The sequence below is a fragment of the Streptococcus sp. 20925_1_44 genome, from assembly GCF_041432435.1.
In the GTDB taxonomy this organism is placed as follows: domain Bacteria; phylum Bacillota; class Bacilli; order Lactobacillales; family Streptococcaceae; genus Streptococcus; species Streptococcus infantis.
Genome location: NZ_JAPVZQ010000001.1, coordinates 198,010 through 210,673 on the forward strand (window position 1 = coordinate 198,010; position 12,664 = coordinate 210,673).

11 protein-coding genes are annotated in these 12,664 nt (G+C 37.6%); 8 read left to right on the plus strand and 3 right to left on the minus strand.

The annotated features are described in order from the left end of the window. The first annotated feature begins 25 nt into the window (after window positions 1-25). The 4 genes from O3643_RS00915 to ftsY all read left to right on the plus strand — a co-directional run bounded on the left by O3643_RS00915 (window position 26) and on the right by ftsY (window position 3,807). On the plus strand, window positions 26-685 hold the full coding sequence (locus O3643_RS00915) for a trimeric intracellular cation channel family protein (RefSeq protein WP_371499178.1): 660 nt from the start codon (window positions 26-28) through the stop codon (window positions 683-685). A gap of 150 nt (window positions 686-835) precedes the next feature. After that, window positions 836-1,627: a Cof-type HAD-IIB family hydrolase gene (locus tag O3643_RS00920; protein WP_004252609.1), complete on the plus strand. Its 792-nt coding sequence runs from the start codon at window positions 836-838 to the stop codon at window positions 1,625-1,627. After that, entirely contained in the window at window positions 1,627-2,445 is an 819-nt protein-coding gene (locus O3643_RS00925) for a Cof-type HAD-IIB family hydrolase (protein WP_371499180.1), read from the plus strand. Before O3643_RS00920 ends, O3643_RS00925 begins: the two co-directional genes overlap by 1 nt. 3 nt (window positions 2,446-2,448) lie before the next feature. Then, a complete protein-coding gene (gene ftsY / locus O3643_RS00930; protein WP_371499182.1) occupies window positions 2,449-3,807 on the plus strand; it encodes a signal recognition particle-docking protein FtsY in 1,359 nt (452 codons plus the stop codon). 38 nt (window positions 3,808-3,845) lie between these two features. Here the strand turns inward: ftsY and zwf are convergent, their stop codons facing one another. The 3 genes from zwf to O3643_RS00945 all read right to left on the minus strand — a co-directional run bounded on the left by zwf (window position 3,846) and on the right by O3643_RS00945 (window position 7,668). Next, entirely contained in the window at window positions 3,846-5,333 is a 1,488-nt protein-coding gene (zwf, locus tag O3643_RS00935) for a glucose-6-phosphate dehydrogenase (RefSeq protein ID WP_371499184.1), read from the minus strand. Between the two features lie 149 nt (window positions 5,334-5,482). Then, window positions 5,483-6,223 (minus strand): amino acid ABC transporter ATP-binding protein, encoded by a 741-nt coding sequence (locus O3643_RS00940; RefSeq protein ID WP_049494477.1) that lies wholly within the window; start codon window positions 6,221-6,223, stop codon window positions 5,483-5,485. Next, a complete protein-coding gene (locus O3643_RS00945; protein WP_371499186.1) occupies window positions 6,223-7,668 on the minus strand; it encodes an amino acid ABC transporter substrate-binding protein/permease in 1,446 nt (481 codons plus the stop codon). Before O3643_RS00945 ends, O3643_RS00940 begins: the two co-directional genes overlap by 1 nt. Before the next feature lie 179 nt (window positions 7,669-7,847). On the opposite strand from O3643_RS00945, the gene uvrB reads away from it, so the two are divergent. Genes uvrB through O3643_RS00965 form a run of 4 tightly spaced genes read left to right on the plus strand, consistent with a single transcriptional unit; the run spans window position 7,848 to window position 12,652 of the window. Continuing rightward, on the plus strand, window positions 7,848-9,836 hold the full coding sequence (gene uvrB, locus O3643_RS00950) for an excinuclease ABC subunit UvrB (protein ID WP_371499188.1): 1,989 nt from the start codon (window positions 7,848-7,850) through the stop codon (window positions 9,834-9,836). Between the two features lie 18 nt (window positions 9,837-9,854). Further along, window positions 9,855-11,666: a DUF2971 domain-containing protein gene (locus O3643_RS00955; RefSeq protein ID WP_371499190.1), complete on the plus strand. Its 1,812-nt coding sequence runs from the start codon at window positions 9,855-9,857 to the stop codon at window positions 11,664-11,666. 48 nt (window positions 11,667-11,714) lie between these two features. After that, on the plus strand, window positions 11,715-12,215 hold the full coding sequence (locus O3643_RS00960) for a hypothetical protein (protein ID WP_371499192.1): 501 nt from the start codon (window positions 11,715-11,717) through the stop codon (window positions 12,213-12,215). Window positions 12,216-12,217: 2 nt separating this feature from the next. Further along, window positions 12,218-12,652, plus strand: a complete 435-nt coding sequence (locus O3643_RS00965; RefSeq protein ID WP_371499194.1) for a hypothetical protein — start codon at window positions 12,218-12,220, stop codon at window positions 12,650-12,652. Window positions 12,653-12,664 lie beyond the last annotated feature (12 nt).

The following is a 12,664-nucleotide window of genomic DNA, read 5'->3' on the forward strand; positions in this document are numbered from 1 at the left end:
TACAAAAATAAATTGAGGAGCTTACATGGATTTTGACCTATTCCTAATGATTTGTAATTATATTGGGACTATAGCCTTTGCGGCGTCAGGAGCCATCAAAGGATTTGGTAAACGTTTAGATATTTTTGGAATTAGTTTATTGGCAATTGTAACAGCAGTAGGCGGAGGTATTTTAAGAGATTCTATTATCAGTCGATTTCCTGCTTCTCTAGCAGATCCTAGCCCGATTTATGTCTCTATTCTAGTAGCTGTAATTATGTATGCCTTTGTGACATCTAAACAAGCCAATGCTAGTCAAGAAAAAAAATTCTATAAGTGGCTGAGAGAAACCTATCTCATCTTTGATTCGATTGGATTGATTATCTTCTCTCTAATCGGGGCTACAGCTTTAGCTGATAGTAAATTGAACTTGATGTCTGCAGGGATTTTGGCCTGTTTAACAGGTGCTGGCGGAGGTATCATCCGAGATCTCTTGATTAATGAAGTCCCAAGTGTTCTAAAAGAGGACATCTATGCCCTTTTATCTTTTGTAATTGGCGTTATTTATTACTGGTTGGCCTTTGTCCTTCACTTTCCAAGAATCACTGCTTTTATCATTCTCTCAATTGTCGGTTTTGTGATTCGACTCTGTATTATTAAGTTTAAGCTCTCTTTGCCAAATATGGACAAAAAGACTTGGAATTGATTGATGGTAGGAAAGTTCAATCACTCGATTGATAAATATTTTATAAATTACAAGTTTAATCAAGCGTCTAATCTCGTATGGATTAGGCGCTATTTACTTTTTCTATGGTATAATAGAAGATAGATTTACAACTGGAGAATAGAAGTATTTATGATTAAACTAGTCGCAACTGATATGGACGGGACTTTTTTGGATGAAGCTGGCCAATTTGATATGGAGCGGTTAAAAAAGCTTCTCCATTCTTATAAAGAAAAAGGGATTTACTTTGCTGTAGCATCTGGCCGCGGTCTTTTGTCGCTTGAAAAGCATTTTTCGGATGTCAAAGATGAGATTATTTTTATTGCCGAAAATGGGAGTCTGGTTCGTTTTCATGGACAAGACCTCTATGAAGCGACCATGCCTAGAGATTTTTACCTATCAACTTTTGAAAAGCTAAAGACTTCACCTTATTTCGATGAAAAGAAGATGCTCTTGACTGGTAAGAAAGCTTGTTATGTTTTAGATACTGTAGATGAAACTTATCTCATGTTTAGTCATCATTACAATGAGAATATTCAAAAAGTAGCTAGTCTTGAAGATATCACCGATGAGATTTTCAAATTCACAACGAACTTTACAGAGGAGACAGTTGAAGCTGGCGAAGCTTGGGTTAATGAACATGTTCCTGGTGTTAAGGCTATGACGACAGGATTTGAATCTATCGACATTGTCCTTGATTATGTGGACAAGGGAGTTGCGATTGTCGAATTGGCTAAGAAGTTAAATCTGAATATGGATCAAGTGATGGCCTTCGGTGACAATCTCAATGATCTTCACATGATGCAAGTTGTAGGGCACCCGGTCGCACCTGAAAATGCTCGCCCAGAGATTTTGGAACTTGCCGAAACAGTTATCGGTCACCATAAGGACCAATCAGTTATCGCTTATATGGAGGGGTTATAATGGCAGATATTAAATTAATTGCCCTAGACTTGGATGGAACCTTGCTGACGACAGACAAGAAATTAACTGATCGTACCAAGGCAACTTTAAAGGCTGCGCGTGAACAAGGGGTCAAGGTAGTCCTAACAACTGGACGTCCTCTCAAGGCCATGGATTTCTTCCTTAAAGAGCTTGGAACAGATGGTCACGATGACGAATATACTATCACATTCAACGGTGGATTGGTTCAGAAAAATACAGGTGAGATTCTTGATAAGACAGTCTTTTCAATTGATGATGTGACACGTATTTATGAAGAAACTGAAAAACTAGGAATCCCCTTAGATGCAATTTCAGAAGGAATAGTTTACCAGATTCAGTCTGACCAAGAAAGTTTATATGCTCAGTTTAACCCGGCTCTAACTTTTGTTCCAACTGCTTTTGAAGATTTGTCTAGTCAGCTAACATACAATAAATGTGTGACTGCCTTTCCTCAGGAACCTTTGGATGCGGCTATTCAAAAGATTTCACCAGAATTATACGATCAATATGAAATTTTTAAATCACGTGAACTCTTGCTAGAATGGTCACCAAAGAATGTTCATAAGGCGACAGGATTATCTAAACTAATTGAACACCTGGGAATTGACCAAAGTCAGGTTATGGCCTGCGGAGATGAGGCTAATGACCTTTCTATGATTGAGTGGGCCGGTCTCGGTGTCGCTATGCAAAATGCTGTGCCAGCAGTTAAGGCTGTGGCAAATGTGGTAACACCAATGACTAATGACGAAGAAGCTGTCGCCTGGGCAATCGAAAAATATGTACTGAAGGAGAACTAAAGAATGGGATTATTTGACCGTTTATTTGGAAAAATAGAAGAACCTAAAATTGAAGATGTTGTCAAAGAGGCTCTAGAAAATATTGATTTATCGGATGATAGCGAGCAAACTGAGACGCTAGAATCCGAAAATATCGAAGTCAAAGAGCAAGATGGGACTGTCGTAGCCGAAGAAAATGATGAAGGATTAATTGAAGCAGAGGTTGACGAAGAAACTATTGTCGAATCAGTTGACGAAGTTGAGGTTTCTCAAGAAGAGTTAAATCAAGTCCAAGAGGCAGATAGTCTTCAAGAGGAATCTACTCATGTTGAAGAAGCAACTTCAAATGATAGTGACGAGGAAGAAATTGTTCAGCCTCAATCAGACGAAGCAGAAACAGAGTTTTTTGAAGAAGAGGAAGCAAACCAAGCAATCGAAGAGGCTCCTCAAGTCCAAGAGACTGAACAAGAAAAATATGACCGTAGTCTTAAGAAAACTCGTACAGGATTCGGTGCCCGTTTGAATGCTTTCTTTGCAAATTTCCGATCAGTCGATGAAGATTTTTTTGAAGAACTTGAAGAACTGCTCATCATGAGTGACGTTGGTGTGCAGGTGGCTTCAAATCTTACGGAAGAATTGCGTTATGAAGCCAAGCTTGAGAATGCTAAGAAACCAGATGCCCTTCGTCGTGTTATCATCGAAAAATTGGTGGAGCTATATGAAAAGGACGGCATTTATAATGAAAATATTAACTTCCAAGATGGATTAACGGTTATGCTTTTTGTTGGAGTTAATGGGGTCGGGAAAACAACTTCAATTGGTAAATTAGCTAATCGATACAAACAAGCTGGTAAAAAAGTTATGCTAGTTGCTGCTGATACCTTCCGTGCTGGTGCAGTTGCCCAGTTAGCTGAGTGGGGTCGCCGTGTAGATGTTCCTGTCGTAACAGGTCCTGAAAAAGCTGATCCAGCCAGCGTTGTCTTTGATGGGATGGAACGAGCAGTAGCAGAAGGTATTGACATTCTTATGATTGATACAGCTGGCCGTCTGCAAAATAAAGAAAACTTAATGGCAGAATTGGAAAAGATTGGTCGTATCATCAAACGCGTAGTGCCAGAAGCGCCTCATGAAACGTTCCTAGCTCTTGATGCGTCAACTGGGCAAAATGCTCTTGTACAAGCTAAAGAATTCTCAAAAATTACTCCAGTTACAGGGATTGTCTTAACCAAGATTGATGGAACTGCTCGAGGTGGGGTTGTTCTTGCTATCCGTGAGGAACTCAATATCCCTGTTAAGCTAATTGGTTTTGGTGAAAAAATCGATGATATCGGTGAGTTTAACTCTGAAAACTTTATGAAGGGCCTTCTAGAAGGTTTGATATAAAAGAAAATCCTGCAAGAATTCTTGCAGGATGTTTTTGATTATTCTAAACGACCATCTTTACGATAGGCGGTATCTGGTTGCCATGTCCATTTGGCTCCGTATTTTTCAAGTAGATCAAAGCTGGCTTGTGGTCCCATGCTACCAGCCTTGTAGTCATGAAGTGGAGCACCGTTTTCAGCCCACAACTTTTCGATACGGTCAATCAATTTCCATGATGCACTCACTTCATCCCAGTGGCTAAAGTTAGTTGAGTTATTGTTTAAAACATCATAAATCAGTTTTTCATATGGGTCTGGTGAAGCACCTGTAGCTGTAGCATCAGTTCTGTAGTCAAGCGAATTATGTGCAAGTTTGAACTCTTCTCCAACTTCTTTACCGTTAAGGCTGAGAGAGAAACCTTCTGTTGGTTGGATATAGATGGTCAAAATATTTGGTGCTAGAGGCTCTCCAAAAATTGAATCCATTTGCTTAAAGACGATATTGACATGCGTTCCCTTTTCAGTCATTCGTTTACCTGTACGGAAGAAGAAAGGTACATCACGGAAACGGTCACTCTCAACAAAGAAGGCACCTGAAGCAAAGGTTTCTGTCATTGATTCTGGGTTGACATTTGGTTCGCTACGGTAAGAAATGTACTTCATTCCATCAACTTTACCAGAACGGTATTGGCCACGGATGAAGTGCTCTTTAAGTTCCTCATCTGTAGGGTGGTAAAGGTTCTTGAAGACCTTGATTTTCTCTGCGCGAATGTCATCCTTTGTAAAGCTTGCAGGCTTGTCCATAGCAAGGAGTGACAGAAGCTGAAGTGTGTGGTTTTGTACCATGTCTCGAAGGGCACCAGACTCATCATAGTAGCCACCACGCTCTTCAACACCTAGACGTTCTGCAAAGGTAATTTGCACATTATCAATATGTTCCCGATTCCAAACATTTTCAAAGATCATATTGGCAAAACGAATGGCAAAGATACTCTGAATCATCTCTTTACCAAGATAATGGTCGATACGATAGATTTGCTCTTCGTTAAAAGTAGCTAGAAGCTCTTCGTTTAGTTTGCTTGCAGTTTCATAATCCGTACCGAAAGGTTTCTCAACAATCAAACGTTCAAAGCCCTTACCGTCAACGATTTGCTCAGACTTGAGGTGTTTGGCGATGGTACCGAAGAATTGTGGTGCCATTGAGAGGAAGAAGAGCTTGTTGTGTTCAGTTTGATACTTTTCATTTAACTCAGCCTGAAGCTTGCGCAATTCGATATAGTGCTCAGTGTCATTAACATCGTGACTTTGATAGTAAAAATGACTAGCAAAAGCTTGAGCCTCTTCTGCGCTATCTGCCAAGTCTAAAATTGATTCGACAACAACAGATTCGAAATATTCCTTACTCCAAGGTCTACGAGCAGTTCCAATAACAGCAAAATGATCAGAAAGATTACCTGATTTATAAAGTCTAAAGAGTGAAGGGTAGAGTTTGCGTTTAGCCAAATCTCCACTAGCACCAAAAATTGTAACAATAACTTTAGATGACATCCAGCTACCTAATTTCTATTTACTTTCCTAGATATCCTAGGCATGAGGAATCCCCATTTTCATACCCTTTATTTTATCATAATTTTCTAAAAAATCCAAAATTCCAATACAAGTGAGAAAAAAACTGCAAGGTTTACCTTGCAGTTTTTTTAAGCGTTGAGGACCTTGTCCAAAAATTCTTTTAGACGAGGGTGTTGTGGGTTGTCAAAGATTTGATCAGGTGTACCATCTTCTAGGAATTCACCGTCTGCTGTAAAGATAACTCGATTGGCAACCTTACGGGCAAATCCCATTTCATGGGTTACGATGATCATGGTCATGCCTTGTTCAGCCAACTCTTTCATAACATTCAGAACGTCGCCGACCATCTCAGGGTCAAGGGCAGAAGTTGGTTCGTCAAAGAGCATGATATCTGGATTCATAGCCAAACCGCGAGCGATAGCCACACGTTGTTTTTGACCACCGGATAGACTTTCAGGATTGGCATTGGCCTTGTCAGCAAGCCCAACTTTTTCGAGGAGTTCCATACCCAATTTTTCAGCTTCAGCCTTAGTCATTAACTTATGTTCTACAGGAGCGAAAGTGATATTTTCCAATACGGTCATATGTGGAAAGAGATTGAAGTGCTGGAACACCATTCCAATATTTTCACGAACATGGTCTACGTTGGTAGATTTATCCGTCAAATCATAGCCATTAACTGTGATGCTTCCTTTTGTTCCTTCTTCGAGGAGGTTTAAGCTACGCAAGAAAGTTGACTTACCTGAACCAGAAGGTCCAATGATACAAACAACATCTCCTTCATAGAATTTCGCTGAAATTCCTTTAAGGACTTTGTTTTTACCATATTGTTTATGTAAGTTATGAACGTCAATTTTTAATTTTGCCATTATTGAATCCTCTTTTCTAAGCGTTTCGCTAATCTAGTTAGAAGAGTGATAATCACAAGGTAGAAGACTGCGAGAATTGCATACATTTTGAAACTTTGATAGTTACGAGCAATGATAATCTTACCAGTCTGGAAGAGTTCTACCAAACCGATTGCAGATACGATTGTTGTATCTTTAAGAGCGATAACAAATTGGTTGACAAAGTTTGGAAGCATGAGCTTGGTTGCTTGTGGCAAGACAATCTTACGCATGGTTTTTCCATATGAAATACCAAGGCTTCGACTGGCTTCCATTTGTCCAACAGGAACTGCCTGGATACCACCACGAACAATTTCAGCAATGTAGGCAGCTGAGTTTAGGGAAAGAGCGATAGTACCAGCGACAAAGTCGTTGATTGGACTTTGTTGACCTGTGAGGGATTCGATAAAGTTAGGAATTCCCCAGAAAATGAAGGCTGCGAGAATCATGAGTGGAATACCACGGATAACGTCAACGAAAATCTCTGAAATCAAACGGAGTGATTTATAAGGGCTGACACTAAAAATACCAAAGATAATTCCGATGAAAATCGCAATTACAAATGAAATCAGTGCTAATGAGAGGGTAATTCCAAGTCCGCTGAGAAGTTGTTTGTAGTTGTTTTTCAACAAGCCCCAGATAGTTGTTTCATCAGCGGTTGAACTTGTAGTAGTAGAATCGCTAGCTAGATACTTATCAAGGATTTTTTGGAATTCTCCATTTGCCTTAAGGTTTGCAAGCCCTTTGTTGAATTTCTCTAGCAATTCTGGATTGCTTCCTTTTTTAACAGCAAAGGCAGTTTCACCGATTGGTGTACCTGCGATTGGTGTTTTTAACTTTTGTCCTTGACTAATAGAGTATTTAATAACAGGTTCGTCGTCCATAACAGCATCAATTGAACCAGTGTTTAAGCTATCATACATAGATGCAGCATCTGAAAAAGTTTTGATCTTGTAACCGTACTTGCTTTGATTCTCTGTTAGGAAGGTTTGTGAAGCAGTACCATTTTTCACACCTACAGTCTTACCGTTCAAATCTTCATAAGAAGAAATGGTACTTGATTCTTTAACACCAAGAATAGTATTTGCTGTATAGTAAGAATCAGAGAAATCAAAAGTTTCTTTACGAGCATCAGTTACTGACATACCTGCAATGATACCGTCTGCTTGTCCAGATTGGACTGCGTTAATAGCAGCATCAAAACCTGGATTGGTAATCTCGATTTCAAAACCTTGGTCTTCAGCGATTGCCTTGATTAGATCCATATCGATACCAGTGTATTGATTGCTTGAGTCCTGGAAAACAAATGGCGCAAAAGATGAGTCACTGGCGATAACATACTTGGTTTTTTCTGTGTCAGCTTTTACTAGTCCTAATGAAAAAATAGGAAATAAAATAAGCAAACAGGCTAGAATTTTTTTCTTCATGTGATGTCTCCTTTCAGGGTATTTTCAAATTATAGCAGAAAAAATTGAATCCGGCAAATATTTTATATTTTGATGTTAGAATATATAACATATAATAAGGCGAGGTGGTCTGTTGAGAAACAGAAACTATTACCTTTTTATGGTAAAATAGAAGGATAGAAAATGTGTATGAGGCCATTATGATAAATCGAATTACAGACAACAAATTTAAACTGGTATCTAAATACCAACCTTCTGGGGATCAACCGCAAGCTATTGAACAGTTAGTAGATAATATCGAGGGTGGAGAAAAGGCTCAAATCTTGATGGGGGCCACTGGTACAGGTAAGACCTACACTATGAGTCAAGTCATTGCCCAAGTCAATAAACCAACGCTAGTCATCGCCCACAATAAAACTCTGGCAGGACAGCTCTATGGGGAGTTTAAGGAATTTTTACCTGAAAATGCTGTTGAGTATTTTGTATCTTACTATGATTATTACCAGCCAGAAGCCTATGTGCCTTCAAGCGATACTTATATAGAAAAAGACAGTTCGGTCAATGATGAGATTGACAAACTTCGTCACTCAGCAACTTCAGCTCTCTTGGAGCGTAATGATGTTATCATTGTAGCATCTGTTTCTTGTATCTATGGATTGGGTTCTCCGAAGGAATACGCTGACAGTGTGGTAAGTTTGCGTCCGGGTCTTGAGATATCTCGCGATAAACTGCTCAATGATTTGGTGGATATACAGTTTGAACGCAATGACATTGATTTTCAGCGTGGAAGATTTCGTGTACGTGGGGATGTGGTGGAGATTTTTCCAGCCTCTCGTGACGAGCATGCCTTTCGTGTAGAGTTTTTCGGGGATGAGATTGACCGTATCCGTGAAGTCGAAGCTCTAACTGGTCAAGTTCTGGGCGAAGTGGATCATTTGGCGATTTTCCCAGCGACTCACTTTGTGACTAATGATGACCATATGGAAGTAGCTATTGCTAAGATTGAGGCTGAGTTGGAGGAGCAGTTAGCTATCTTTGAGAAGGAAGGTAAACTCCTTGAAGCTCAACGTTTGAAACAGCGAACAGAATACGATATCGAGATGCTGCGTGAGATGGGTTATACAAACGGGGTTGAAAACTACTCACGCCACATGGATGGACGAAGCGAAGGAGAGCCACCGTACACCCTTCTTGATTTCTTCCCAGATGATTTTTTGATTATGATTGATGAGAGCCACATGACTATGGGACAGATCAAGGGCATGTATAATGGAGATCGTTCACGTAAGGAAATGTTGGTTAATTACGGTTTCCGTTTGCCATCTGCCTTGGATAATCGTCCTCTTCGTCGTGAAGAGTTTGAAAGTCATGTTCACCAAATTGTCTATGTGTCAGCGACACCTGGTGATTATGAACACGAACAGACTGATACCGTGATTGAACAAATCATTCGTCCGACTGGTCTTTTGGATCCAGAAGTGGAAGTCCGTCCAACTATGGGACAGATTGATGACCTCCTAGGTGAGATCAATGCCCGTGTTGAAAAGAACGAACGGACCTTTATTACAACCTTGACCAAGAAAATGGCTGAAGACTTGACTGACTACTTCAAAGAAATGGGCATCAAGGTCAAATACATGCACTCAGATATCAAGACTCTGGAGCGAACAGAGATTATCCGTGACCTGCGTTTAGGAGTCTTTGATGTCTTGGTAGGGATTAACCTCCTTCGTGAAGGGATTGACGTTCCAGAGGTAAGTCTAGTTGCTATTCTCGATGCGGATAAGGAAGGTTTCCTTCGTAACGAACGTGGCCTGATCCAGACCATTGGTCGTGCTGCCCGTAATAGCGAGGGGCATGTCATCATGTATGCGGACACGATGACGCAGTCTATGCAAAAAGCCATCGATGAAACGGCTCGCCGTCGTAAAATCCAGATGGCTTATAATGAAGAACACGGTATCGTGCCACAAACGATTAAGAAAGAAATCCGTGACTTAATCTCTGTAACCAAGGCAGTTGCCAAGGAAGAAGACAAGGAAGTCGATATCAATAGCCTCAATAAACAAGAACGTAAAGAACTGGTAAAGAAACTGGAAAAACAAATGCAAGAAGCCGTCGAAGTGCTTGACTTTGAACTCGCAGCTCAAATCCGTGATATGATGTTGGAAGTCAAGGCGCTTGGATAGGTTTTTGAAGGAGATATAATGGAAAAGTTAAATTATTTTACAGGTGAATTTAGTGAATCTGAATTAAAGAATCATTTTGACTCGTTGGACGAAAATAAACTGAAATACGAACTTGAAAACTTTACTAATCAATATTTAGAGTTATCCAAAGAAGAACAATTGAAATATGTTGAACCTGTTCTTTATATTTTTAGAGATTTTGAAGAGAATATTGATAAAATTATCCAAAAGAAGATTTTAGAATCCATAAATAAAATACTATCAAATAATTCACAAGTATATAGTTGGCGTGTATGCTCTAGGTATTTAGATTCTCTTTATTATTATTTATTTGAAATCGAAAGATATGAAGAATATTCTAAACTGTTTGAAAATGATAGTTATTTCTTTAAAATCCTTGATTTAATATTAAAAGAAAATCTAGAGCATGTAGAATACAGTATTTCGGACATATTTTCAGTTTTTGTTCAACTATTTAGACAAAATAGTTTACCAGAAGAAAGAAGAATCTATTTTAAGAGGGAATTAGAATCATTTATAAGTTTTATATTCCAAGATATTGATTTTGAGAGAATTGACTATTGGTATTTTGAATTAGATGAGATGGTATCTGTTTTTAAAAATGAACATCTCGAAAAAATTAATAAATATTATTTCAATAACCCTCAATCTAATTATGTTGAGAAATACTTGGATTTTGTATCAAGACACTTTGATGACGTAATTAAAAATTCGATTGATGTTGTTCGAAAGATAGAAGAAGAAAATGATTCGGATATCATCCGAAATCAAGCTATTAAGATAATTGAGAAATATGATAACGATTATTTAAATGAGAAAAGTGATCCAGAATCTATCTCAGCATTTGATGCTGAACAACTTTTAGAACAAGCGGACAAGATTATATACTATATTCGTTCTAAATTGACTGTTGATGCAAAAGAGTTGAAAGAAATAGGTTCCTTTGGACATTATACTAAGATTGATACTTTAACAAATTTTCTTATAAAAGCAGACTGGAAAAATGAAAATAATTCTGAAATTCACCCTCCATTTTTACGACTTACTAATCTAAAACAGTTAAATGACCCGATGGAAGGAAGAGTAATATATGATTATTTGGGTATAGATAATACGTTTTTCAAACAATATCAAACTTCCAATGTTTTTATATCTTCTCTAACCACGGTATCTGATAGTTTACCAATGTGGAAGGAATATGCAGATTCATCTCAGGGAGCATTTCTTGAATATGATCTGTCTTATCTTGAAGATATAGTTGCTCATAAATCGATAGAGTTTGTTAAAGTTCATTATTTAGATTTATTGTCAGAGAATAAAGATGAAACAGATGTTGGTAAATCTCTTGATGATTTAAAACAGCTATTTGAAAAATTGCAAGACCTGGAAGCTGAAAAAGAATTGATAAGTTTTGCTGAGAAATTGAAGAAGATTTCTTACCTTTTCAAAGTTAAAGACTATGAGTATGAAATGGAGTATCGTATTTTAATTAATTTAGATGATACAGCTATACAAAATATTATTAAAAGAGATGCTAATGATTCATCAAATGAGAAGTACTTTAAGAAAGAAGAAATTGGGTTAGAAGTTTTTGATAAAGTTAACTATAAAGATTTTAGAAAGTATATTGTGTTAAGCTCGAAAGACAATGGCAGATATGATTTATTTGTATACATCAATCTGGCTCCTTTAAAATATTCGAAGGTTATCCTAGGTCCAAAGGTTACGGATGCAGACTATATTGCTCCTTATCTCAAACTTGCTAATCCTGATATAAAGATAGAAAGTTCGAAGATTCCTTATCGTTAATTAAAAAATATTTATGAAAGACGAGTGATTCTACTTTTTGGTATAACAATGAACAAGAGTAAAATAAAAACTAGTAGAAAAAAAGATTTATCCAGTTTAGAAAAGATCAATTCTTGGCTAGATTCTCATAAATTTTTAGGATTCTTCTTGATCCTCGGTCTTATCCTAGCGATAGGACTAAGTTTGAATCTAATTTTTGAATGTCTCCCTATTCCTTCGCCATACAGAGATATCAACTATAGTTTTCCGCTATATATAAATCTTTTTTGTCTGGTATATCGATTATTTGACTATTGGTTCCTAGACTTGTCTGGGGCAAGGATGACAATAAAAAGATTTGCAGATTTATTTATTTATCTTAATAGTATCGGTTTAATAGTCCATCTCTTTATTGGAATTAGCGGAAAAAACAGTAAAGGGATTTTACCTTCTCTCTTATGCCTAGATCACCGCTATATTTGGTTTCCTATAGCAACCTATCTAGTCTTTTTTACTGTAGCTGCTTTAACGATTTTGTTTATGAAATTTATTGAAAATAAGAGGAGTTAATTATGAGAAAACATCTAACTATATTTAGGATTCTTTACCTACTGTTCTTGGTATTTGCCCTAATTCATTTTGTCCTAGGTTTATTTGGTATAGCTTTTACGCCAGTCTTGTGGAATATCTGGTTCTTTGGTCTTTGTTTAACCTTATTTATCCATCCATGGACCATCTTTTATAAAACAAGAATCTTTCAATGGCATCATTTGATTTTTCAAGCTCTCAGCGGATTCTTTGCTCTCATAATCTGGTTCGTAATATTTTTCTTTTTCTCCATGGTTCCAGATTCATCTATGCCTATCAATTTAGATTACTACGTTAATAAAGAAAATAATGAAATCAGAATCATCAGAGGTTCCTTACTCCATGAAATTCATGAATATCATGAATTAGTTAATCCTTTGATTATGAAATCTAAAGTTAAGTATAAGATAGAAAATTAAAGATTAGAAAGT

What these genes read in the sequence shown, in the direction of transcription:
- O3643_RS00915 (WP_371499178.1), top strand. Translation starts at nt 26, where the DNA reads ATGGATTTTGACCTATTCCTAATGATTTGTAATTATATTGGGACTATA.
- O3643_RS00920 (WP_004252609.1), top strand. Translation starts at nt 836, where the DNA reads ATGATTAAACTAGTCGCAACTGATATGGACGGGACTTTTTTGGATGAA.
- O3643_RS00925 (WP_371499180.1), top strand. Translation starts at nt 1,627, where the DNA reads ATGGCAGATATTAAATTAATTGCCCTAGACTTGGATGGAACCTTGCTG.
- ftsY (WP_371499182.1), top strand. Translation starts at nt 2,449, where the DNA reads ATGGGATTATTTGACCGTTTATTTGGAAAAATAGAAGAACCTAAAATT.
- zwf (WP_371499184.1), bottom strand. Translation starts at nt 5,333, where the DNA reads ATGTCATCTAAAGTTATTGTTACAATTTTTGGTGCTAGTGGAGATTTG.
- O3643_RS00940 (WP_049494477.1), bottom strand. Translation starts at nt 6,223, where the DNA reads ATGGCAAAATTAAAAATTGACGTTCATAACTTACATAAACAATATGGT.
- O3643_RS00945 (WP_371499186.1), bottom strand. Translation starts at nt 7,668, where the DNA reads ATGAAGAAAAAAATTCTAGCCTGTTTGCTTATTTTATTTCCTATTTTT.
- uvrB (WP_371499188.1), top strand. Translation starts at nt 7,848, where the DNA reads ATGATAAATCGAATTACAGACAACAAATTTAAACTGGTATCTAAATAC.
- O3643_RS00955 (WP_371499190.1), top strand. Translation starts at nt 9,855, where the DNA reads ATGGAAAAGTTAAATTATTTTACAGGTGAATTTAGTGAATCTGAATTA.
- O3643_RS00960 (WP_371499192.1), top strand. Translation starts at nt 11,715, where the DNA reads ATGAACAAGAGTAAAATAAAAACTAGTAGAAAAAAAGATTTATCCAGT.
- O3643_RS00965 (WP_371499194.1), top strand. Translation starts at nt 12,218, where the DNA reads ATGAGAAAACATCTAACTATATTTAGGATTCTTTACCTACTGTTCTTG.